At 56.2% G+C, this 24,307-nt stretch carries 18 protein-coding genes and 1 tRNA gene; 10 read left to right on the forward strand and 9 right to left on the reverse strand.

Annotated features, from left to right (window positions below; all coding sequences use genetic code 11):
- Positions 1-6: 6 nt before the first annotated feature.
- The 5 genes from JOE29_RS20080 to JOE29_RS20100 all read right to left on the reverse strand — a co-directional run bounded on the left by JOE29_RS20080 (position 7) and on the right by JOE29_RS20100 (position 7,111).
- Positions 7-495 (reverse strand): GtrA family protein, encoded by a 489-nt coding sequence (locus JOE29_RS20080; protein ID WP_004419148.1) that lies wholly within the window; start codon positions 493-495, stop codon positions 7-9.
- Between the two features lie 271 nt (positions 496-766).
- Positions 767-3,262 carry a glycosyltransferase family 1 protein gene (locus tag JOE29_RS20085; RefSeq protein ID WP_116896060.1) on the reverse strand — a complete coding sequence of 832 codons (2,496 nt, stop codon included), beginning with the start codon at positions 3,260-3,262 and terminating at the stop codon, positions 767-769.
- Positions 3,262-5,106 carry a class I SAM-dependent methyltransferase gene (locus JOE29_RS20090; protein ID WP_210079794.1) on the reverse strand — a complete coding sequence of 615 codons (1,845 nt, stop codon included), beginning with the start codon at positions 5,104-5,106 and terminating at the stop codon, positions 3,262-3,264. The genes JOE29_RS20085 and JOE29_RS20090 overlap by 1 nt, the downstream gene beginning before the upstream one ends.
- A complete protein-coding gene (locus tag JOE29_RS20095; RefSeq protein ID WP_116896061.1) occupies positions 5,103-6,320 on the reverse strand; it encodes an ABC transporter ATP-binding protein in 1,218 nt (405 codons plus the stop codon). Before JOE29_RS20095 ends, JOE29_RS20090 begins: the two co-directional genes overlap by 4 nt.
- Entirely contained in the window at positions 6,317-7,111 is a 795-nt protein-coding gene (locus JOE29_RS20100) for an ABC transporter permease (protein WP_004419153.1), read from the reverse strand. Before JOE29_RS20100 ends, JOE29_RS20095 begins: the two co-directional genes overlap by 4 nt.
- Positions 7,112-7,622: 511 nt before the next feature.
- On the opposite strand from JOE29_RS20100, the gene gmd reads away from it, so the two are divergent.
- The 3 genes from gmd (at position 7,623) to JOE29_RS20115 (ending at position 10,778) form a co-directional block, all read left to right on the forward strand.
- Complete coding sequence (gene gmd / locus JOE29_RS20105; protein WP_003414986.1) at positions 7,623-8,654, forward strand: GDP-mannose 4,6-dehydratase; 1,032 nt, start codon at positions 7,623-7,625, stop codon at positions 8,652-8,654.
- Positions 8,654-9,550, forward strand: coding sequence for a GDP-mannose 4,6-dehydratase (locus tag JOE29_RS20110; RefSeq protein WP_004389949.1), 897 nt, complete (start codon positions 8,654-8,656; stop codon positions 9,548-9,550). The genes gmd and JOE29_RS20110 overlap by 1 nt, the downstream gene beginning before the upstream one ends.
- 115 nt (positions 9,551-9,665) lie before the next feature.
- Positions 9,666-10,778 (forward strand): glycosyltransferase family 4 protein, encoded by a 1,113-nt coding sequence (locus JOE29_RS20115; protein WP_210079795.1) that lies wholly within the window; start codon positions 9,666-9,668, stop codon positions 10,776-10,778.
- Between the two features lie 65 nt (positions 10,779-10,843).
- Here JOE29_RS20115 and JOE29_RS20120 read toward each other — a convergent pair whose 3' ends face one another.
- Positions 10,844-12,901 (reverse strand): methyl-accepting chemotaxis protein, encoded by a 2,058-nt coding sequence (locus tag JOE29_RS20120; protein ID WP_210079796.1) that lies wholly within the window; start codon positions 12,899-12,901, stop codon positions 10,844-10,846.
- A gap of 338 nt (positions 12,902-13,239) precedes the next feature.
- Between JOE29_RS20120 and JOE29_RS20125 the strand changes: the two genes are divergently transcribed.
- On the forward strand, positions 13,240-14,361 hold the full coding sequence (locus JOE29_RS20125; protein ID WP_210079797.1) for a J domain-containing protein: 1,122 nt from the start codon (positions 13,240-13,242) through the stop codon (positions 14,359-14,361).
- Positions 14,362-14,478: 117 nt separating this feature from the next.
- Positions 14,479-14,555: transfer RNA gene (locus JOE29_RS20130), tRNA-Met, on the forward strand.
- Between the two features lie 153 nt (positions 14,556-14,708).
- On the opposite strand, the gene JOE29_RS20135 is transcribed toward JOE29_RS20130, so the two are convergent.
- Positions 14,709-15,605, reverse strand: a complete 897-nt coding sequence (locus tag JOE29_RS20135) for a LysR family transcriptional regulator (protein ID WP_210079798.1) — start codon at positions 15,603-15,605, stop codon at positions 14,709-14,711.
- Between the two features lie 130 nt (positions 15,606-15,735).
- On the opposite strand from JOE29_RS20135, the gene lldD reads away from it, so the two are divergent.
- Positions 15,736-16,878, forward strand: a complete 1,143-nt coding sequence (gene lldD / locus JOE29_RS20140) for an FMN-dependent L-lactate dehydrogenase LldD (protein WP_210079799.1) — start codon at positions 15,736-15,738, stop codon at positions 16,876-16,878.
- 131 nt (positions 16,879-17,009) lie between these two features.
- Entirely contained in the window at positions 17,010-17,273 is a 264-nt protein-coding gene (locus JOE29_RS20145) for a hypothetical protein (RefSeq protein ID WP_210079800.1), read from the forward strand.
- A 164-nt stretch (positions 17,274-17,437) separates the two neighbouring features.
- Here the strand turns inward: JOE29_RS20145 and JOE29_RS20150 are convergent, their stop codons facing one another.
- Entirely contained in the window at positions 17,438-19,318 is a 1,881-nt protein-coding gene (locus tag JOE29_RS20150) for a methyl-accepting chemotaxis protein (protein ID WP_024664293.1), read from the reverse strand.
- A gap of 379 nt (positions 19,319-19,697) precedes the next feature.
- Between JOE29_RS20150 and JOE29_RS20155 the strand changes: the two genes are divergently transcribed.
- On the forward strand, positions 19,698-21,620 hold the full coding sequence (locus JOE29_RS20155; protein ID WP_103362999.1) for a methyl-accepting chemotaxis protein: 1,923 nt from the start codon (positions 19,698-19,700) through the stop codon (positions 21,618-21,620).
- 63 nt (positions 21,621-21,683) lie between these two features.
- Here JOE29_RS20155 and JOE29_RS20160 read toward each other — a convergent pair whose 3' ends face one another.
- Positions 21,684-22,448: an SDR family oxidoreductase gene (locus JOE29_RS20160; RefSeq protein WP_004402570.1), complete on the reverse strand. Its 765-nt coding sequence runs from the start codon at positions 22,446-22,448 to the stop codon at positions 21,684-21,686.
- Between the two features lie 226 nt (positions 22,449-22,674).
- Here JOE29_RS20160 and JOE29_RS25610 point away from each other — a divergent pair, with 226 nt between their 5' ends.
- Positions 22,675-22,803, forward strand: a complete 129-nt coding sequence (locus JOE29_RS25610) for a hypothetical protein (protein ID WP_003346012.1) — start codon at positions 22,675-22,677, stop codon at positions 22,801-22,803.
- A 142-nt stretch (positions 22,804-22,945) separates the two neighbouring features.
- Positions 22,946-24,214, forward strand: a complete 1,269-nt coding sequence (locus tag JOE29_RS20165) for an OprD family porin (protein ID WP_004419176.1) — start codon at positions 22,946-22,948, stop codon at positions 24,212-24,214.
- The last annotated feature ends 93 nt before the right edge of the window (positions 24,215-24,307 follow it).

The raw sequence follows: 24,307 nt of genomic DNA on the forward strand, positions 1-24,307 counted from the left end.
TTTTGCTTAATTCTGTTCAATTGGTTTGGGTTTTGGAGACAGCATTTTCCAAACGAAGTTATAGGACATGAAATAATTCCAGAGCGAACCAACCACGATGCCACACAGCGCGGAAATCATAGGCATCTGTATACGGTCGTAAACCTCTCCAGAAATCAGCAAGCTCAAACCCAGCCCAAGAGAAGTGATCGTCAGATAGATCAAATACCCGGCAATGATTCGCTTGCCTGCCAGACTTGTCTCACGATAAGTCGACTTATTGTTCATCAGATAATTGAAACTGGCAGCAACGATCATCGCGCCTGCGTTGGCATACCGGAAGCTGTCCGTCGAGGTCAGCATGAGTGTCTTGAGAATGCTCATGTGTACCAGAACGCCAAGTGATCCGACGATCAGGAAGGAGATGAGTGATAAGGGAAATATCCCTCGAGTAAGTCTGTAAACGAGGTTGGCGATTCTTCGTATTAATGTAGGTATCACGCTGCTCACTACCATATTGAAGGTTTTGACGCTGACAAGCGCTGATTAACGCGCAGAAATCGCCCAAAAATAGACGCGGAGGATAGAGTTTTTAGCGTCTTTAAGCAAGCAACATGGCGTTACATGCCTACCGTGTAGCGGTATTTAAAGGCTGTCAGATAGCCGCTCTGATGGGATATTTGCGGCTGCAGCACCAGCCATTGGCCCCCGAAAGCGGCTCAGTCCTGGGCGCGATGCGGCGCCCAGGTTCAAATCGGCTGTATGGCAGTATTTTCCAGGACGGGTACTAAACGCTGAACATCAGTGCTTTTTTCAGTTGCGCAGCACTTTGCTCCCAAGTCAGCCAAGGCATGTCACCGGAGCCCGGATGATTGTCGTCTTTGTGAAGGTCAAGCCACGCCGTGATCGCGGCGCTGATATCAGAATCGTTCATACCGCTAAAGTAGAATGCATGATCAAGTGCGATCTCTCTGAAAACCGGAAGATCACGAACGATCATCGGCAGCCCGTACTGAGCAGCTTCAATCAGTGGCAAGCCAAACCCCTCGCCCTCGGATGCTGCGATCAAGCAGGTAGATGCTGAGTAAATCTTTTCGAGGTACTCATCACTGATGCCTTCCAGCCAGAAAAGCCTATTGCCTTTCTCGGGATGGTTTTCAAGGCGTGCGACCAGCTCGTCGACAAGCCAGCCCCGTTTCCCGACGATGACAAGGTTAATGTCCTGCCCCTGCTCCCAGAGACTTTCAAAAGCAGAGAGCGTTTGCGCATGCCCTTTGCGCGGTTCTACGGTACTGACCATCAGGAAGCTTGGCTTCTGCGCCAGACGTGCCAACAGCTCCCCTGCATCATCGGGCAGACCTGCAGAAGGCAGGCTGTTGTCGATATCGGCCCCCAGGTGGAAGCTTTTTACACTTGGCTTGTTGCCTGCGCACTTGTCCACATTGTCAGCAAGCCACTGCTTCAATTCATCCGCAACTGCACCCGATATACAAATCAGACTGCTAGCTACCATGCTGATTTTCTGCAGCCAGTCGTTGAACAACTCAGCATTCGGCGCCACCCACCAGTCAGGGCGGTGGAACAGCAGCAAGTCGTACACGATGTAACTGACCTGTACGCCCATCTGCCGCATCTGACTGTGCAGCGGATAGAGCTGACTGGCCAAGTGCATGTTCAAGTCCAGAGACAGATAGATGTCGTCTTGGGCGAAGTCGATAATTGCATCTGTCGTTTCGGAAAACTGATCATAGATGCGGGAGGCAAAGGCATTAGCATAATAATACTGGCCATCCGCGAAGTAGATCGGACGAACAGTCAGGCCTGCTGGTTGGTCATTCAAGAACTCGTGGAGCAGACTGCGTACGACGCGTTGAATACCTGATTTGGCATCACTGTGAACGATGCTGGATACATCAAGCAACAACTGCCTGTGATCAGCACCTGCAAAGTCGAATGCGATACTTTTCGCAACCTGAAAAAGCTCGATGTCAGTAGGCGCAGTGTCCGAGAGTGAAATCAGTCGCTCCAGCAATGCAGCTCCAGGATCAGGCAGGTCAGGCTGATCAGCAGCAACCGACGAATGCCTCGACTCCAAAGCTTCTATGGCTTTTTTCGCAGACTCATCCCACGAAAACTTCTTGCACTGCTCCCCTGCATTGGTAAGCAATCTTGAGCGGAAGCCATCGCTTTCTAGACCCTCTAGCATTTTCGCAGCGATGGAGCCGACTGAGAACGGGTCGAACAGCGCTTCGTCGAACCCTATGACTTCCGGAACACTGCTGCAGTTAGAACCGATAACCGCAGCGCCGCACGCCATGGCTTCCAGCACCGGAAGACCAAAGCCTTCATGGGTCGACGGGAAGACAAACAGCTTGGTCAACGAATAGAGGGCAATCAGGTCTGCATCATTGACGTAACCAGTCAGTACCAACTCGGAGGCCTTGACGCCATATTGCTCTGCGAAGGCGAGCAGCTCCATTCGCTGCTGAGCATGCAGCTTGCTTGCGATTACCAACTGGTGCCTGGCCTTAAGCGCGCTGGGCAACGTGCTATAGGCTTCAAGCAAGCGAGCGAAATTCTTCCTGGGGTCGAAGCCGCCCGGCGCATAAAGAATGAACTCGCTTTTCACGCCCAGACGCTCAAGTATCGCCGAACTCTTGCTCAGATTCACATCATCGGGAATAAACTGCTCACCAATAGCCGCGGAAATATTGGCTATCTTTGCTTGGTCAATGCCTAGGTGAGTCACCGCTTCCTGACGCGAGGAATCGGAAATGGCCAGCAAAGTATCGGCTTTCTTCAACCAGTCTATTTTACGGTGGTAATAGTCTTTCAGCTCTGCAGTAGGAAGATAGACATCCTCGTTCATGAACGGAATCAGGTCATAGAGGATTACTGCGGTTTGATGCGTTGCCGGCACAGCCCCAACGGACGTCACTGCGTTGGCCCAATAGCCTTCAAACAGACTGCTGACCACTACCGCATCGGGTTTCAACGTGGACAAAAAGGACTCTCTGATGACTTCAGATGCTCTCGCCACCCAAGGAGTCGGGTTCGCATCACCCGGCACGTCAAATATACGTATGCGGCTCTCAGGAATAAGACCAGCAAAGGCAGCCCTTATGTCAGGAATGCTTTCCGACATGCAGTTGTTCAGGGCTAGCCATATCTCATGGCTCCCGGCATTTCGTGCGATGGCCTGAGCCAATGACAGAGAATAGCGACCAATACCGCGAAAACGACTTTCGGACTGAGCGCCCTGTAGATCAATGACAATACGCATTAACGGTTTTCCTTGCGCTCAAAAGCCAGCTTCAAATCGGAATAAATACGCGCCACCCTTGGGCTTGCTGTCGGAAAACCATCGTCAGTCGCCTCTGTTGCAGCCGTAACAGGAGTCACTTCATGAGGCCGGGGCTGAATAATTCCGTGACGCAAGGCAAATTGCCTGACGCTATTCAAAAAATTGGGATATGCCTGAGCTTTATTGACAAGACGCGTGCGTAGGCGCGGCCTATTCAAAACAAAGCGTATCGAGCGGGCCAACACAGAACGTACCACTCGCTTGAAGAGACTCGAAGGTACTCTGGACGCTTTGCTGGATAAACTGGCCGACGTACGAAGCGGCCGAGTTATCCGCCATGACCTACTATTTTCAAACTGTGCAATACGCGCCTCATAAGCGGTCGCTGTAAGCCACCAATGATGCGCATTGTTAAGCGATTGATCCAGTCGGGCTTGAATCTCATGCATCTGCGCTTGTTCGACCTGGTTCTCGTTGGCTTTCAGCCACCAGTGATGCGCATTATCCAACGATTCCTTGAGACGGGCCTGGAGCTCATCGACCCGCTCCTGCGCAGAGACTGCGTCTGTCACTTTAGTAACGCCGGTATCCTGCTGCAGTTGCGTAACCTGCGCCTGAAGCTCTTTCAGGTAAGAAAACGCTTCACTCAAGCGCGCTTCCGATTCATTCATACGCAACTGTGCAGCTTCTTGACCCAGCTGAAAACTATGAACGCGCGACTCAGCCAGTTCGGCACGCAGTGTCACCTCACGTATCCTGGCTTCAACTTCGTCGTTATTTTGCAGAGCATGCACACTGCTCTCGAGGTGCTTGCCTTGCTCCTGAACATGAGAGAGCTGATCACGCAGTTCAGCGTGGGTCGCAGCACCCGATTCTTCCAGCGTACGCGCAATTTGCTCAAGTTCCTGGCCGCGTTGCTGAACCTGGTTCAACTGCTCACGCAGTTCAGTCTCGGTCGCAGTACCTGACTCTTCAAGCGCACGCACAATTTGCTCAAGTTCCTGACCGCGTTGCTGAACCTGATTCAACTGCTCACGCAGCTCAGCGCATGTAGCGTCACTCTTTTCAACCCAGCCTGCCACTTGGGAGTCATAGCGACGCGAAAGTGACTCCAGCGACATGCCGTACTCTTTACCGAAAACGGCGTCGAATATCTCCAGCTGTTCGGGAGCTGCCGCTTTTTGCGCGACGATCGCGTAATCCGGACTGACGCCGTGCAGAACGCTGAATAGATCGACAGCTCCGCCTTCGGACAGCGCGACGGGCTCTTGAAGACGCAGCAGCTGAGAGCGACTAAACCGAGCGTATTCAGTCAGAAAGCTCAACAGCAAATGCGGTATGGGGCAAGTATGGGTAGGGTCCAGATAAAATGTCTGCGTGCCCACCACAAGATTTTCCGAGTTGGGCGTTTCCAGAATAAGCAGACCGGCAGGTTTTAGTACTCTCAGCGCCTCGGCAACCAACACTTTAAGATCGCCAAACGGGATATGCTCGGCGATATGAAAACCAGAAATAACTGTCATGCTTTCATCTGGCAAGCTTCTCAGCTTTTCCAGCGCATCCATGTTTTCGACCGGCAATCCCAACGCCGTACAGGCCTCAAGCATACCCACATCAAGATCGATACCAAGCGCCTGAAAGCCGTTTTGAATAAGAATTTCCAGCCACTCACCACGGCCACACCCCAAGTCCAGTGCCTGAGATTCCGGATAAATCTGCTTTAAGGGTTCCAGGAAAGGAATGTAAACCTGCTGACGCTCATGGATCAACTCACGCGAGCCACGATAACGGTCTTCAAAAGCACGATAGAAAGGAACGGTCATCTACTGCACTCCACAACAGGCGGCAGCCATGCCAACCCAACAAACTCGCTTTGCGAGATATTGACTACATTGAACACGACCGTCAGATCTACCCATTCATAATTGCGTGACAAGTGACTGTCCGTTGTGTGGAGTGCCACCGCAACCGAATACGAGCCCACCCCCAGGTTAGCTGGAAAATTGAAGGAGTAATCCAGCGACTCTCCTCCCTGCAGATCAATGACCTTGCAGTCCATGTGATGGGTGTTGGTGCCGTAGACAGGCTGCCCCAGGCGATCTTTGATGAGATAGCCTACGACCAGCTCAGGAATTGCACTATTGACCTGAGCATTGATGCGCAAAGACACTGGCTCGCCGACAGACACATACTCAATACGCTCGCCGGCAGCATTGTGCAGGCTGACGGAGCCGATAGTGGCCTCTCCGCTGCCTGAGCGAGTCTGCATCGAACCATCCTCAAGCTCTCGGACCTGAACCGTTGCGTTTTCCTTTTCAGCAATCAATGCATTATAAAAATCCATGACCTCTTCAGGCTTGCCGTCTTTTATCACCGTACCTTTTTCAAGCAATATTGCTCGGCTACAAAGCGCCTGAATGGAACCTCGGTCGTGAGACACGATAAGCAATGTCGTTCCCTGAGCCTGGAACTGACGTATACGCTCGAAGCTTTTATGCTGGAAGTAGCTATCGCCAACAGATAACGCCTCGTCAACGATAAGTATTTCAGGCCTGATCGCTGTGGCAACCGCGAACGCAACCCGCATCTGCATACCACTCGAATACATCCTCACTGGCTCGTCGAAGTAATCGCCAATTTCCGCGAATGCCTCGACCTCATCAATGACACCGTTGATCTGTGCGGCACTGAACCCCATCAAGCCGGCGGCATGATAGACGTTCTGACGCCCGGTCAGGTCGGGAGTAAAGCCCATCCCCAGCTCGAGAATAGCGGCAATACGACCGTTGACCTGAACATGCCCCTTAGTAGGCTGCAAAGTCCCGGTTATCATCTTGAGCAGCGTCGACTTACCCGCGCCGTTTTGCCCGACAATCCCTATTGCCTCACCAGGCTCGATCGAGAAGCTGATGTGCTTAAGCACCCAGTGCTCTTCACTTGGCTTGGTGGGTATGCCAAACCAGCGAGCGATACGCTGAAACTCAGAGGCATAGACGCGATACGCCTTTCCCAGATTACTGACACTTAGCAGGCTCATAGTACATCCACCATTTCCGGCGCCGCCCGGCGAAACATGAAGAGACCCAACAGCATTAACCCAGCAGCGACAACGGCGATGACGGCCATACTTTGCAGATCAGGCGCTCGCGCATAAACCAGAACATCGTGATAGGCGCTGACGATCGGGAACATGGGATTGATGCCCATGACACTCTTGAATTGTTCAGGGATGATGTTGAGCGGGTAGACAATCGGGGTAAACCAGAACCATACCTGCAGCAGAATGGGAATGACCTGACCAACGTCGCGTATGAATACGTTCAGGACGCCCAGAATCAACCCCAGCCCTACGGCCAGCGCAGTGATCACGATAGTCAGCGGGATCAGCCACAACATTTGCCAGTGTGGCCATTGTCCCAACGCAGCGAAGACCAGCAAAATGGCTGCGAACAACAGTACGTAGTTGAGCAGGCATGAACCCGCGACAATCACCGGCAGTGTAATGCGCGGAAAGCGCATCTTCTTCATAAGATTGCCCTGATCGATGAACAGTGTCAGGCAACGACCAATGATCTCTGAAAAATAGCTCCAGGCCAGCATACCGGCCATCAGGTAGACCGCGTACGCATACTTGTTGTCGATGCCGGGTAGTTTGGCAGCCAGAACGTTGGAGAGAACCAGCGCGTAGATCGCAACCTGTGCCAGTGGGTTGATGATCATCCACAGGCCACCCAGGCGGCTGCGGGAGAATCGTGCGGAAAACTCATTGCGTATAGATGAAAAGACGAATCCCCGGTAACCCCAAAGGCTTCTGAACAGCTCCAACATTGATGACTCCTGAAAAGGGTGAAGTCGTGCTTACCCTGAGTGTTTCCGTTTCGCGCAACGTTACTCAGGGTCTCGGTCGAGGCTCGCCGTGTGAGAGGCATACGAAGCCGCGATACGTAAAAAGCAGAAAAGGTTTCTGGGGGCGCACTATATCGCCTTCGCTGGAATAGTCACCGTCTAGTCTACAAATCCCCGCTTTATAGTTGAATTGTTCATGAAGCCCAGCCGGGTCTGACGGTAGAAAACATCGAAAAATCAGCTATTTTCTGGCAAGCCAGCGCCCGTTTGAAAAATGACGGAGATTGAAGACTCCCAATGATGCCTCATGGCCATAGCGATTGCACCACCAGACACTCGGGATCGCGGATCACTCACTCTTGAAAGCTAAGGATCTATGGGTGAAACAGTCGTATATAGGCTTTCTAACCTGTATCATTGCACACCAGACATACAGTACAAGCCTCGATAATAATCCGGGGCCCCGTTCTTCGATGGAGTTAAAAGACATAGCATGAAAGCAATCATTACCGGCATTACTGGTCAAGACGGCGCTTACCTGGCTGAGCTGCTGCTCGAAAAAGGCTATACCGTTTACGGCACCTATCGCCGTACCAGCTCCGTCAATTTCTGGCGTATAGAAGAGCTCGGGATCCAGAACAACCCTAATCTGCATCTCGTCGAGTATGACCTGACTGACCTGTCTGCCAGCATTCGCTTGCTGCAAACCACTGGCGCTACCGAGGTCTACAACCTCGCGGCACAAAGCTTCGTGGGCGTGTCGTTCGAACAGCCGTTGACCACTGCCGAAATCACCGGCATCGGCGCAGTCAACCTGCTGGAAGCCATCCGCATCGTCAACACCAAGATCCGTTTCTACCAGGCATCGACTTCCGAGATGTTCGGCAAGGTCCAGGCCATCCCGCAAGTAGAAAGCACTCCGTTCTACCCGCGCAGCCCGTACGGCGTCGCCAAGCTCTACGCGCACTGGATGACCATCAACTACCGTGAGTCGTACGACATCTTCGCCACCAGCGGCATCCTGTTCAACCACGAGTCGCCACTGCGTGGCCGTGAGTTCGTGACCCGCAAGATCACCGATTCGGTTGCCAAGATCAAACTGGGCCTGATCGAGTCGTTCGAACTGGGCAACATGGACGCCAAGCGCGACTGGGGTTTCGCCAAGGAATACGTCGAAGGCATGTGGCGCATGCTGCAGGCTGATGAGCCGGACACCTTTGTCCTGGCCACCAACCGCACCGAAACCGTACGCGACTTCGTGAGCATGGCATTCAAGGCCACTGGCGTGACCATCAAGTGGGAAGGCGAAGCCGAGTCGGAAAAAGGCATTTGTGCAGACACTGGCAAGGTACTGGTTTCGGTCAATCCGAAATTCTACCGCCCAACCGAAGTCGAGCTGCTGATCGGTAACCCTGCAAAAGCCAAGGAAGTCCTGGGCTGGGAACCGAAGACCAATCTGGAAGAGCTGTGCCGCATGATGGTCGAAGCGGATCTGCGTCGTAATGAAAAAGGCTTTTCGTTCTGATGAGTATTGCTGGCAAGCGCGCACTGATCACCGGAATCAACGGCTTTACAGGCCGTTTCATGGCGAACGAGCTTGCCGCCCAGGGCTGTGAAGTCCTCGGCGTCGGCAGTCAGCCTTCGGACAGTCCCGGCTACTACCAGGTGGATCTGGCAGACGTGGCAGGTCTTCGCAAGCTGCTGGCAGACACTCAGCCGGATATCGTCGTGCACCTCGCAGCATTGGCGTTCGTCGGGCACGGAGCAGCGGATGCTTTCTATCAGGTCAACCTGATCGGCACCCGCAACCTGCTTGAGGCGATCGATGCCTGCGGCAAGGTGCCTGACTGTGTGTTGCTGGCGAGCAGCGCCAATGTCTACGGCAATGCTTCATCCGGCATGCTGGATGAAACGACTCCGCCCGCACCGGCCAACGACTATGCCGTGAGCAAACTGGCGATGGAATACATGGCGAGCCTCTGGCACGCCAGGTTGCCCATCGTCATCGCCAGGCCGTTCAACTACACCGGCGTCGGGCAGGCAGAGAACTTTCTGCTGCCCAAGATCGTTTCGCACTTCGCACGCAAGGCCAGCACCATCGAACTGGGCAACCTTGATGTGTGGCGTGATTTCAGTGACGTGCGCGCTGTTGTCAGCGCCTACCGCGGTCTGCTGGAAGCCCGCCCGGTCGGGCAGACGATCAACGTCAGCTCTGGCGTGACCCACTCGCTGCGCGAAGTGATCGACATGTGCCGGGACATCACGGGCCAGGATATCGACGTTCAGGTGAACCCTGCGTTTGTCCGGGCCAATGAGGTCAAGACCTTGTGCGGCAACAACGCTCGCCTGCGCGCGTTGGTCCACGACTGGGAGACCCCGCCGCTTCGGGAAACCCTGAGCTGGATGTTGCCCTCCGCTTGATTGGTGGGCAGTTACAAAATAAGGCCTGTCTACCTGGTAGACAGGCCTTTCCTTTTTAAACACCCTTAAAGCCCGTGGTGAACGACTCAGCACGCATGGCTGAATCAGGCAGACGATGATCAAGGTTCTTCACTTCTTCAAAACCTACTACCCGGACACCACCGGCGGGATAGAGCAGGTCATTTTCCAGCTCGCTCAGGGCTGCCGTGCGCTGGATGTAGAAAGCCAGGTGCTGACGCTGAGCCCATCCCCCTCACCCGCTCGCCTGCAGGTCGCCGACCATCAGGTCACGCGCGTGAAGGAAAACTTCAATCTGGCGTCCACGGGCTTTTCTGCCAGCGTTTTCAGTCAGTTCAGAGAGATGGCCGCAGAAGCCGATCTGGTTCATTTTCATTTCCCCTGGCCGCTGATGGATCTGGTGCATTTCGCCACCCGCCATGGCCGGCCAACGGTGCTCAGTTATCACTCGGACATCATCAAGCAGCGCACACTGCTGAAGCTGTACAGCCCGTTGATGAACCAGTTTCTCAAACGCATGGACCGCATTCTGGTGGCCTCGCCCAATTACCTGCAGACCAGCGAGACCCTGAAACCCTTCGCCGACAGGACCGTAGTCGTGCCCTACGGGCTGGATCAGTCGGCCTATCCGGTGGTCCCGGCGCAGAAACGCTCAGAATGGCAACAGCGCGTGCCGGGCAAGTTCTTTCTGTTCGTCGGCGTGCTGCGCTATTACAAGGGCCTGCACACACTGCTCAGTGCCTTGGAGGGCGTTGATTACCCGGTGGTGATCCTCGGCGGCGGGCCTCAGGAGGCCGAGTTGAAGGAGCAGGCTGAGAAACTGCAACTGCGCAACGTGCTGTTTCTCGGTCGACTGGACGATGAAGACAAAGCGTGTCTGCTGCAGATGTGTTATGCCCTGGTCTTCCCTTCCCACCTACGCTCGGAAGCGTTCGGCATCTCGCTGCTTGAAGCCTCGATGTATGGCAAGCCGATGATCTCCTGCGAGATCGGCACCGGCACTACCTACGTGAATATCGACGAAGAAACCGGTCTGGCAGTACCACCGGAAAATCCGCTGGCGTTGCGCGAAGCGATGCGCCGCTTGTGGGAAGACCCGGAGCAAGCGGCCCGCTTCGGCGAGAATGCGCTGGCACGTTTCCACGAGGTGTTCACCGCAGAAAGAATGTGCGCGTCGACTGTGCAGGTTTATCACGACCTGCTGAAATGAATGTCGTCTCTCGACGAATAAAAAAGCCCCATCACTGGGGCTTTTTACTGACCACACCTGGCGTATCACCCCAAGCGAAACCGCGCCGTATTGTCATTCAGCGCCCGACTGCCCTGACTCAGCGTATCCGCCGCCTGATTGACCGCACGGGCACCTTCCAGCAAACGCCCTGCGGCCTGATCGACCTGCTGGATGTTGCTGCTCACTTCATCGGCGGTCGTCGCCTGTTCTTCCACGGCGGTCGATATCTGCGCCAGCGTATCGGTCACACCTTGCACTGCTATGGCGATTTCGCCCAGGCGGACGCCCAGACCGGTCACCGACTGCGCATCGTTGACGGCTTGTCCACAGGCCGCTTCCATCAGGTTGACCGCCTGCGTCACGGTGGAGCGCAGGCTGTCGACCGTGCCGGCGATCTGAGCGGTCGAGGCCTGGGTGCGCTGGGACAGGCTGCGCACTTCATCGGCAACCACCGCGAACCCGCGGCCTTGCTCACCGGCGCGCGCCGCCTCGATGGCTGCGTTGAGGGCCAGCAGGTTGGTCTGTTCGGCGATGCCGCGAATGGCATCCACCACCGACTGGATCTGCTGGCCCTGCTCGCTGACGCGGCCCAGCGCAGCGGCAGTTTCGGTCAGCCGCTGATTGAGCTGCTGAATGCTGTCAGTGGTGCGCTGGCTGTCCTGGCTGCTTTGCTGAGCAATCTGACGGGTCTGCCTGGCGCTTTCCGATGCCTGCTCACAGCTTCTGGCCACGCCCTGAGAAGTGGCAGCCAGCTCGGTGGCTGCGGCGGCGATCTGACTGATCTGTTGTTGCTGGTCTTCGACCTCGCTCAGCGTTCCACTGGACTGGGCATTTAGCGTCAGCACCGCATCGCCGACGCGAACCGTTTCCTGATTGACGCCCAGCAGGCTGGTACGCAGTTGCATCACTGCGACGTTCAGCGCGCGGCTGATGGCAGCCAGCTCGTCACGGCCTTGCACAGCGACTTCCACACACAGATTGCCGTCACGCAGGGATTCAGCCAGCGTGGTGATGCCTCTAGCGCTGTTGCGAATCGAGGATTGCAGACAGGCGAACAGATAGATCGCCATGATCACCAGAACACAGAAGACCAACGCCATCGGGATGAACTCCGTGTTGGAGCTCTCATGGTAGTAATCGAGGCGTCCGTTGAGCGCCTCAAGCGACTGCCTGCGCAACTCCGTCGTGCTGCCGGTCAGGGTGTCGATGCTCTTCTCGAACTCTTCCGGCTTGAGCTTGATACTGCCGCCGAAAACACCGTCATCAATCACCTTAAGCTGTGCTTCCAGCACTTGCATTACTGCAGCGTACTTGTCGGCCCACGGCTGCAACTGCTCGGGAAGCTTGGACAGCAGCAGGCCGGCAGCCTTTTGCATCTGGTCCTTGGAGTCATCGATGCGACCACGCAGGTCGCGCATTTGCAGACGGCTCTGCAAGCTGAACTGACCCGATGCCACTGACGTCTGCCCCACACTCGACAGACGACCGATACGCTCGATCAGGTCCGGCACTTGCTGGGTGGAGAGCTGCATGAGCATGTAGGTTTCAAGCCAGGGGTCGAGAATCAAACCGCTGTCCATCGCGATCTGCTCGCGCAGTGCCTGCACCAGGTTCAGCACCGTAGTGAATCGGTCGTAGCCATCAGGCCACCAGCCCACCGTGCGCAATGATGCCGTGTCCAGACCGGTGACGGCGGCTTGAAGCGCCTTGAAACGGTTCATGGTATCGGCAGGTGCTTTTTCTTCGACCAGTACCGCCTGAACACCCTCAAGCGCCTTGGCAATGCGAGGGATGCCTGCATCGACGCTGGCCATGGCAGCCTTTGCAGCCGGAGTCGGCTCGCGCAGGATGTCGGCGGCTTTCCAGCGTGCGGCATGATCGCGTTGGGCGGACAGCTCGACGTTCAGATCGTCGAGCGCCAGCAACTGACGCACGCCGGATTGCTCCCCGGAAATGACATCGAGCTTGTTGCTGTACTCCTTGGTGATGACCCATGCGCTGCCCGCCAGCGGCAACATGAACAGCAGGAACAAGACCTGAAACTTGCGAGCAAAACCAAAATGTCCCATCAGGCGCATGCCTGGTGACAAAAGACTGTTCATGTCCTGCGACTCCCGGTGAACACCTGCCAGATCTGCAAAAACAGAGGCGATGCCTTTTGTTGGAAAAACACTAACAGCAAAATGCCATGTTCTTGTTTCAATGGCGATACGCGTCGCCTCAGATTGGTACGCAAAGTGTCGCCATTCATTGTTTTTGGCGTCAAAAAGCTTCTCAAACGAGCTATCAGGCACATCCAAGCAAGAACCGGACCGCTCGGCAGACGAAAGAGTGCTTTACGGCAGCCATTTATTCATCCCGCAAAAAGGTCTAAAAAAGTAGACTGGAGAACGACAATCGACCACCACGCAGCAGTGCTCTCGCCATCAAGGAGGTCTTCATGACCGCCCCACCCGCCTCGCCACGTATCGTCGCGCAACCGTCCAGGCCGCAATTGAGCGCCGGTCAGAAGAAATTCAACACGCTGATGGAAAAGCTCGAAGCCAGGCGCAAGCTTTTGCAGCAGTGGCTCTCGATTTCAGCCACCTGCGAAAAGCTGTGGATCGAAGAACTGGTTCCGATGCTCAGTGAGCAGGCCGCGAACGAGATGAACAAGCTGCGCTTGCTTGACGTAGCTTTCGATCAGTTCCGCCTGGCCAAAAAAGACAGAGCCACGCTGCTCGATATTATCTGCGACCTGACCACATCGCTCATTGGCGGCGAACACGATGAAGAACTGAAGCATCTCTACTTCAAATACACCGGCAACGACTACGACGAGGAGGAGCGCCTGCAAAGACAGCGGTTCAAATCATCGCTGGAAGAAGATCTGGGCGTGGAACTGGACGACGATGTCGACCTGGACTCCCTCGAAGACGTGACTCGGCATGTTGAAGAGAAGCTGAGAGAACAGGCCGAGCAGGCGCAAGGCGCACAGAAGCCGAAAAAGCCGACGGCCAGCGAACTGCGTCGTGAGCAGGAAGAGGCTGAAGGCAGCCAGTCACTGCGCGAAATTTACCGCAAGCTGGCCAGCGCGCTGCACCCGGACCGTGAACAGGATGCCGATGAGCGCGAGCGAAAAACGGCGCTCATGCAACGGGTCAACGAGGCCTATGAAAATGACAACCTGCTGGCGCTGCTACAGATGCAAATGGAGATCGAGCAAATCGATCAGAGCCACATCGACAGCATCTCCGACAAGCGCCTCAAGCATTTCAACCGGATCCTGAGCGAACAGCTCAGAGAGCTGGAAGACGAGATCCATGATCGCAAGATGCTGATCCGGGAACAATTCCTGATGGACCCGTACGAGGACCTCAAACCCAAGACTGCCAACACAAAATGTGCCAGGCAGGTCAACGCCATACGGGAGCATCTCGACGAGGAACAGGACGAACTGCAGTTACTGACCGACCCGAAAAGCCTTAAAGTCTGGCTCAGGGATCAACGGGAGATGGCCGAGATGCTGGAGAGAGTAGAAGAATTCGATGACCTGGAAATGCTGGAGACCCTGTTGCGCTGAAAGCCCGAAAAACCTGACTCCAACCCGGGCTTCGACCTAACCGGTTGATCGCACGCAATTATTTTTCACAACAACGCTTGACACATATGCGTTCTCCGAGAATAATGCGCGCCACTTGGCTACATAGCTCAGTTGGTTAGAGCATAGCATTCATAATGCTGGGGTCCGGGGTTCAAGTCCCTGTGTAGCCACCAAGTACCGATTCACAGTTTTCTTCTGATAACTGTGAATCAACAAGAAGCCCGCCTCGTGCGGGCTTTCTTGTTTCTGGCCTTCCTGTTTTGTCACCACTCTTATGCCCCCCATGCGCATGCTTCAATCACGCCTCCTGGATGATCCGCGCAAATTCAGGACGTCGTCGGGAGACGGGTTTCCCTGGCGAGGGTCAACCAGGCCTCGGCCGCAGGTGACAAGTGCGCGTTCTTGCGCCATGCCAACACCATATGCCAATCCGTATCCGGCTCGTTCAGCGCAACCAATCGAATCCCGTCGTGATAGTGCTTCAGCGCCAGCATTCTCGGCAAGAATGCGACACCCAACCCTGCCGAGACCAGATCTACAATAAAGTCGACCTGACCACTGCGTGCAGTCACTTTGGGCGTAACGCCCTTGCGGTCGCATGCCAGTTTAATCATGGTGTTCAGTGCAAACCCCGCCTCGAAGAGGATAAACGGCGTTTCGGCCAGGTCTTCAATGACGACTCGTTTGCGCTTGGCCAATGGATGGTTCGCTGCCATGACCACCACCACGGGCTCGATACGCACATCCTGGTAATCAAACTCTTCACTGAACGAGTTCATCTTCAGCAGTGCTGCCAGCTCTACTTCTCCCGAAGCCAGGCACTCATGCAGTTTGCTCGCGCCGTGTTCGGTGAGCTGAATATCGATATCCGGATAGCGGGCGCGGTATTGAGTGAACATGGCGGCGAAAAGCGCACCACTGCCCACGGGGGGCAGACCGATGCGCAGCACGCCGTCCTTCAAACCACGCAGGTCGTTGAGCTCGGTCAGCAGATCGTTGCGCTCGGCCAACAGGGTCAAGGCGCGGCGGTAGACGATTTCGCCGGCGGCGGTCAGTTCGCTGCGGTGGCCAATGCGGCTCAACAGCGGCGTGCCCAATTCGTCTTCAAGGGTCTTGACGGCCTTGCTGACGGTGGACTGGGTGAGCGATACCACGTCAGCGGCCTGGGAGAAGCTACCCTGACGTACCACTTCGACAAAAGTGCGTAATGTTCGAAGGTTCACAAGTATTCGATTTCCGACTGAATTCAAGTTATATTAGTTGTTTTTATCATAGTCGGTTTTTCCGTAATCTGAACCTGCCGCTCCCCCCTGGCGGCCTTGGTTCGTAGATTTATTCGCTCAGGAAAACGTCATGATTATTTCTTCGGCATCCGATTACCGTGCAGCGGCCAAACGCAAACTCCCGCGTTTTCTGTTTGATTACATTGACGGCGGTGCGTATGCAGAGCACACGCTGCGTGCCAATGGTTCGAACCTGGCCGATATCAGCCTGCGCCAGCGCGTCCTGAAAAATGTCGATAACGTGAGTCTTGAAACCAGGCTGTTTGGCGAAACCCTGGCCATGCCGATTGTCCTCAGCCCCGTGGGCCTGAGCGGAATGTATGCGCGCCGGGGTGAAGTGCAGGCAGCCAAGGCCGCGGCGAACAAGCGGATTCCATTCTGCCTGTCGACGGTGTCGGTGTGTTCGATTGAAGAGGTAGCGTCGCAGAGCAAGCAGGCGATCTGGTTTCAGCTCTACGTGCTCAAAGACCGTGGCTTTATGAAAAACGCTCTGGAGCGTGCCAGGGCGGCGGGCGTCACGACGCTGGTCTTTACCGTCGACATGCCAACACCCGGCGCGCGTTATCGCGATGCGCACTCGGGCATGTCCGGGCCTTATGCCGCGCCTCGACGCATTCTGCAAGCCATGACCAAGCCGGACTGGGCGCTGAATGTCGGCCTGCTCGGTCGCCCTCATGATCTGGGCAATATCTCCAGATACCTGGGCAAGGCCACCACGCTGGAAGATTATGTGGGCTGGCTGGCGAATAACTTCGACCCTTCCATCAGCTGGAAGGATCTGGAGTGGATTCGTGAGTTCTGGCAAGGCCCGATGATCATCAAGGGCATTCTCGATCCGCAGGATGCCAGGGATGCGCTGAGTTTTGGCGCGGACGGCATTGTGGTATCCAACCACGGCGGGCGCCAGCTGGATGGCGTGCTGTCCACCGCCAAGGCTTTGCCGCCGATTGTTCAGGCGGTCGGCAGTGACCTGACGGTGCTGGCCGACTCCGGCATTCGCTCGGGTCTTGATGTGGTGCGCATGCTCGCCCTCGGCGCCAAGGGCGTATTGCTCGGACGTTCGATGGCCTATGCGCTGGGCGCCGATGGGCAGCGTGGCGTCGAGAATATGCTGGATATTTTCGCCAGGGAAATGCATGTGGCGATGACGTTAACCGGGGTGACTTCGATTGAACAGATCGACGAAAGCATTCTGGTTAAATCAGCTGTTTGACAGCCGCGGCTGGACTGGATCGTGACTTGAGTCGGCCTTTCGACGAACTGCATTTTTCACTTTGAATGTCTGGTCTATGCTCGAAAATGATGGTTCAAGACGAGCCAGCATTTCTCATGACGGAGCAAAGCATGCGTAAACTTGTACTCTCAATGACTGCCGCCCTCTTCCTGATAGGTGCTGTAGCGCCAGTCGCCTTTGCAGAGAGTGAACTGGAAAAGGGTGTCCGGCACGATAACCGTGAGCTGGATAAAGGTGTCGATCATGACGCCAAGGAAGTGGACAAGGGCGTGAAGCACGACGCCGACGAAGTCGACAAAGGTGCGAAGCATGACGACAAAGAGCGTCACAAGGCTGACAAGCACATCGATAAAGAGGTTAAAAAGGATCTCTGATCAAAAAGCCTGCCACCGAGCAGGCTTTTTCATGGGCGGATTGCGCTGGACGGTCCAGCAGGGCTGCTGAAACATCCACGCACTGGTGCTGTTACTCTTTCGCTTTTGAAGACCGGGCCAACTACCAAGTGTCAGTGGCCCGACCTTTGTTACTGGATATACGGTCAGATTTTGAAACTGTCGACCAGTTGTTTCAAACGCCCGGCCTGTTGCGAAAGCGCAGCACAATCCTTGAGCGTTTCATTAAGGTTGGCCACGCCTTGTTGATTAAGCGTGTTGATCTGATTGATATCGATATTGAGTGTTTCCACAACAGCAGTTTGCTCTTCTGTCGCAGCGGCGACCGATTGATTCATGCCATCGATATCGCCGATGCGCCGTGTTACCTCGCGCAGCCGACTGCCCGCCTGATTGGCAACTTCGACACTTTCCTGGCTCGACGTCTGGCTTTCATTCATGTTGAGTACGGCGTGCTGAGAGCCGGTCTGCAGGCCGCCAATCATCTTGTGAATCTCGTCGGCAGAGGTCTGGGTACGATGCGCGAGGTTGCGTACCTCGTCGGCAACTACCGCAAAACCGCGTCCGGCCTCACCCGCGCGGGCGGCTTCGATGGCGGCGTTAAGGGCCAGCAGGTTGGTCTGTTGCGAGATGCCTTTGATGACATCCAGAATATGGCCGATGTTTTCGGTGCTGGCGTTGAGTTGCTCGATCTGCGTGCAGGAATCACTGATCTTGGCCGACAGCGCGCTCATGGCGTGGATCGTTTTCTCGACCACTACCTGACCGTCTTCTGCCTGGTTGCGGGCCTCACTGGCCTGGATCGAGGCGTCCGATGCGTTGCGGGCAATCTCCTGGGTTGCAGCACCCAGCTCGTTGATCGCTGCAGCGACGTTGTTGGTTCGGGCACTCTGCTCATCGAAACCGACGATGGACGAGTTGGAGGAGTTGACCACCCGTTGCGACAGGTCATGCACCTGAAGCGTCGCGGAGGACACTTCGACGATGGAGGCGTGCACGCGCTCCACGAACTGATTGAACGAACCGCCCAGTGCGGCAAACTCGTCCTTGCCCTGAATACTCAGGCGCCGGGTCAAATCACCCTCGCCCTGGGCGATGTCCTGCATCGCACGGCCCATGTCGGTCAGCGGGCGCATCAGCGCACGAATGAGCAGGCTCAACAGCAACGCAATCACGGCGACTGCAATCAGCACGGCAACCATCGCCGAGCTGCGAAACTGGCTTAACGGCGCATAGGCCTTTTCCTTGTCGATCGACAGACCAATGTACCAGTCAGCCGAGGGCAGCCCGGTGATGGGGGTGAATGACAGCAGCCTTTGCTGACCATTAAGGGTCACCTCACGCAGGCGCGCGTCCAGGCTAATGGTCTGGCCAGGGTAGACGTCCTTGAGGTTTTTCATTACCTGTTCCTTGTCCGGACTGACGATGATCTGTCCGTCGCCACTGACCAGAAAGGCGTAACCCAGGCCGCCGAACTCGACCGAGTTGATGATCTTGACCAGCGTGTCGAGGCTCAGGTCGCCGCCGACGACACCCGTGACTTGACCTGCCGCCTTGACCGGGCTGGCGATCGTTACCACCAGGCCACCCACGGAAGCCAGATACGGCGCGCTGAGAATGGTCTTGCCTGCGTCGACGGTGGACTTGTACCACGGCCGCTGGCGAGGGTCGTAACCCGCAGGCATGTCCACATTGGGCCGTTGGGTGAACGCGCCTTTGCTGTCACCGACATAGGTGAACTGAAAGGTCGATACCAGCGCAGACTGCGATACCAGCCCGCTGAGGTCGGAATTGACGCCCTGAAAAGCTACGTTCTGGGTGAGATTTTCCAGCACCAGAATGCGCCCGCTGAGCCAGTTCTGGACGCTGCTGGCAGTCAGTTGACCCGCTTGGCCCACGGAAGACTCGAGGTTCTGGTTGATGGTCTTGCGTTGCAGGTAATCGTTGTAAAAGGTGAACAAGGCGAACGCCAGCACCACTACACCGGCCGCGGCCAGCAGAATCTTATGACGAAACTTCAAATTCATGACAAGGCATCTCAACAGGACTGCTGGAAGCAGGCTCGAATGTCAAAGCAAGTTACGACACAAAAAATGTCATGCCCTGCACCCACAATGAGCCTGCAACGGATAGGGTTTTAATCTCGCAAACACAGCCGACAGTGTGCCGCTCCTCCTGGAATGCGGCGTTTCTAATTCAATGACTTACGCGTTGCTTTATAACGCTGTGCCGGCGCAAATGATATGCCCGGGGAAAAATATTCGGAGCGTGTAGGAACTTTCTTTATTTTTTATTTCAGCTTGGCCATTCCCTGCCGATAGTGTCTGTGTACCTCACCTCACCCTGACCTGTATGCCATGCCTTTCAGGGATAAAACCGTTTTAATGGCAGTTGTTGGAGAATTTAATGAGTAGCTGGTTTGCAAACATCAGCGTGAATATGAAACTGGCTCTTGGCTTCGGTCTGGTACTTGTTTTTACAGCCATTCTTGCACTGACTGGCTGGACCAGCATGGGCGGGCTGATCAATCGCAGCAACTGGATGAGTGACATCACTTCACTCAATGCACAGTTGACCAAACTGCGCGTAACGCGCCTGCAGTACATGGTGGCCGACGGCGACGAGAAGGTTGCCGAAACCGTGCAGACCTCGCTGGACAGCTTCAAGGCGTATCAGGAAAAACTGCGGGCCTCGTTCAAAAGTCCCGAAAACCTGAAAATGCTCGATCAGTTGGGCATCGTGATCGCTGACTACCAGAAGTCCCTCAACAACATGCGCAGTGGCTATAAGGCCAGCACCGCTGCACGCGATGAACTGACCACCCACGCGAGCAAAAGCCTCGCGGTGTTCGAGCAGCTCGTGACTGAAGTCAGAAACATGGACCCGGCTGACGCCAACCGATTCGAGCAGTACCGACTCGTCACCGATGCCAAAGATGACTTGAGAGTCGCGCGCTATGAAGTGCGCGGCTACACCACCAATGCCACGCCCGAGACCGAGCAGACAGCTGTTTCGAAACTGGATTCGGCCATCAAGGATCTGGACGCGCTCAAGACGACCTTCAGTGGCACTCAGGCCGATCAGCTCAGGCAGCTGGAAACCTCGTTGATGGCGTACCGGACGACCTTGCAAAACTTCAAGGCGGCCACGGGCACGATTGTCCAGGCGCGCAAGGAAATGACCACGCAAGGGCAGGATATCGTCAAGATCAGCGAGGACATGTACAAGCTGCAACTGGATCGCCGCGATCAGGAAAGCGCACAGGCGCGTACCACTCAGATCACCTGCACATTGCTGGCTATGATTCTGGGCATCATTGCCGCAGTGATCATCACACGGCAGATTACCCGTCCGCTGCAGGAAACCCTGGCGGTGGTCGACCGTATTGCCTCCGGTGACCTGACCCAGACCCTGGCCGTGACACGTCGCGATGAGCTCGGCGTTCTGCAGCAAGGCATCCAGCGCATGGGCACCACCCTGCGCGAGCTGATTGGCGGTATTCGCGACAGCGTCGTACAGATCGCCAGTGCCGCCGAAGAGCTGTCGGCGGTTACCGAACAGACCAGCGCTGGCGTCAACAGCCAGAAAGTCGAAACCGATCAGGTCGCCACCGCCATGCACGAAATGTCGGCGACGGTTGCAGAAGTGGCGCGCAACGCCGAACAGGCCTCGCAGGCCGCCTCCAACGCTGACCGCGAAGCGCGTGACGGTGACAAGGTGGTAGGTGAAGCGATCGCCCAGATCGAGCGTCTGGCCAACGAAGTGGGTCGCTCCGCCGATGCCATGACTCAGCTGGAGCAGGAAAGCGACAAGATCGGCAAGGTCATGGACGTCATCAAGGCGGTGGCCGAACAGACCAACCTGCTGGCGCTCAACGCTGCTATCGAAGCGGCCCGTGCGGGTGAAGCCGGACGTGGTTTTGCCGTGGTTGCCGACGAAGTCCGCGGCCTGGCACAACGTACGCAGCAATCCACCGTGGAGATCGAAACACTGGTCGCTGCGTTGCAGAGCGGTACGCGTCAGGTGTCCAGCATCATGCTCAACAGCCGTGAACTGACCGTCAGCAGCGTAACGCTCAGCCGTAAGGCTGGCACGTCACTGGGCAGCATCACGCAAACGGTGTCGAGCATTCAGGCGATGAACCAGCAGATTGCCGCCGCCGCTGAAGAGCAAAGCGCGGTCGCTGAGGAAATCAGCCGCAGCATCGTCAACGTGCGCGATGTGTCCGAGCAGACCGCTTCGGCCAGCGAAGAAACCGCCGCGTCCAGCGTCGAGCTGGCGCGCTTGGGCGGGCAGTTGCAGACGATGGTCAGCCACTTCCGGATCTGATCACCCTGCGTTGACATCAAGCCCGGTCTTTACCGGGCTTGATTGTTTCTGCACCGCTGACAATCAGGCCTGTGGCGGCTGCCCGTTGGACGCCGACAGGCCACCGTCTACCGGTAGGTTGACGCCGGTCACGAAGCGCGCGTCATCGCTGGCCAGGAAGGCGATCACGTCGCCGACGTCTTCGGCTTCGCCCGGGCGACCCAATGGGATGCGCTCCATGAATTTGGCCATCAATGCTTTGTCACCCAGCATATCTTCAGTCAGCTCGCTTCGGGTCAGTGAGGGGCAGACGGCATTCACGCGCACGCCGTCAGCACCATGGTCCATGGCCAGCGAACGGGTGAAGTTGGTGATGGCGCCCTTGGCCGCGTTATAGAAGCTCATGCCCCAGTCGCCGCCCAGACCGGACACCGACGAGACATTGATGATGTTGCCTTTGCTGGCGATCAGTGCCGGCATGGCGGTGCGGGTGCAATAGAACACGCCGTCCAGGTCCACCGACATCAGCTCTTTCCAGTCCTCTATGCCCAGCTCGGTCACTTTGCCGGACTTGACGATGCCGGCATTGTTGACCAGCACATCCAGGCGCCCAAAGCGGGTCGCCACTTCCTTGAACAGCGCTTCCACGTCGCTCGGGTCGGCCACATCCGTGGCTCTGATCAAGTGTCCTTCGCCCTTCAGTTGGGCGGCTACTTTGGCCAGCTTGTCGCGATTACGGCCGACCAGCACGACACTTGCGCCTTCCTCGGCAAAACGTTTGGCGGTCGCTTCGCCGATTCCGGAACCGGCACCTGTGACGACGATGACTTTCTGGGTGAAACGATTCATTCGGCAGTCTCCAAAAAATGAACGGGATTACCGGGTGGACTGCACATCCGCCCGCAGCGTTCACTCGCATTTAATTTTGGTATCAGTGGCGCTTCAAATGGCCGGTGAATCGTTAAACCTCGACCATGGGTGCGTTGACAACGCGGCGACGGTCTGCAAATAATCCCCGCAGTTGTACGACAACCTATAACGCCAAAAATAAAAACAACACCGAGGCCAGTCCATCATGAACACTCACGCCGCGCCTGCCCGCTCGATCAGCAAGGGCTCAATCATCGAAGCCTTGATCAGTGACGCCTCGTTTACTGAAAACTCGCACGACCAGACACCCTTCTCGATTCACAACATTCGCTGAAACACAGCGAACGGTACTCGGCCGCCTGCAGGTCGAGGCCATGCCTGGCGACAGGCATCACGTAATCCTCGAAGGTGTCGGCCGCCGCTCGCGCGCGGCCAGGAAAGGGGACGGTTTCACTAAACAAGGGAGCACAACAATAATGACATCTCACACTACCCGCTCACGCATCCTGCTGGGCGTCGGCGGCATGACGCTGATTTTCCCGATGCTCGGCATGGCCGAGGGTTTCGTCGACGACACCAAGGCCACGCTCAACCTGCGTAATGCCTACTTCAACCGCAACTTCACCAACCCGGCTTTCCCGAACAGTGCGGCCCCACAGAACAAGGCCGAGGAATGGACGCAGAGCTTCATTCTCGACGCCAAGTCGGGCTTCACCCAGGGTGTGGTGGGTTTCGGGGTTGACGTGCTGGGCCTGTATTCGCTCAAGCTCGATGGCGGTAAGGGTACGGGTGGCACTCAGTTGCTGCCGATCCACAGCGACGGTCGTCCGGCCGATGATTTCGGGCGTCTGGGCGTGGCGGGCAAGGCGCGGATTTCCAAGACCGAACTGAAGGTCGGCGAGTGGATGCCGGTGCTGCCGATCCTGCGCTCCGATGACGGTCGTTCGTTGCCGCAGACGTTTCGCGGCGGCCAGGTCACCTCCAAGGAAATCGACGGCCTGACGCTGTACGGCGGGCAATTCCGCGGCAACAGCCCGCGCAACGATGCGAGCATGGAAGACATGTCGCTGAACGGGCGAGGCGCATTCACTTCGGACCGCTTCAACTTCGGCGGCGGCGAGTACGTCTTCAACGACAAGCGCACTCAGGTAGGCGTCTGGTACTCGGAGCTGCAGGACATCTACCAACAGCAATTCTTCAACCTGCTGCACAGCCAGCCGCTCGGCGATTGGACCCTGGGCGCGAACCTGGGTTACTTCATCGGCAAGGAAGACGGCAACAAACTGGCCGGCGATCTGGATAACAAGACGGCCTACGCGCTGCTCTCTGCCCGCTACGGCGGCAGCACCTTCTATGTCGGTCTGCAGAAGCTGACTGGCGACACGGCGTGGATGCGCGTCAACGGCACCAGTGGCGGTACGCTGGCCAACGACAGTTACAACTCCAGCTACGACAACGCCAAAGAGAAATCCTGGCAGCTGCGTCATGACTACAACTTCGCGACGCTGGGCGTACCCGGTCTGACCCTGATGAACCGCTACATCAGCGGCGACAATGTACACACCGGCAACATCACTGACGGCAAGGAGTGGGGTCGGGAGTCTGAACTGGCCTATACCGTACAAAGCGGTGCGCTGAAGAATCTGAACGTCAAATGGCGCAACTCCAGCCTGCGTCGTGATTTCAGCACCAACGAATTCGACGAGAACCGCGTGTTCGTCAGCTACCCTATTTCGTTGCTCTGAAACCGGTGGCAGAGCCTGTCGGCAGCGGCAGGTTTTGCCTTGTTACAAATGTATCCGGCCAAGTGCGTGCCCAGCCCGTTTTTAGACCTTGGC

The sequence above is a fragment of the Pseudomonas sp. PvP009 genome, assembly GCF_017832995.1.
In the GTDB taxonomy this organism is placed as follows: domain Bacteria; phylum Pseudomonadota; class Gammaproteobacteria; order Pseudomonadales; family Pseudomonadaceae; genus Aquipseudomonas; species Aquipseudomonas syringae.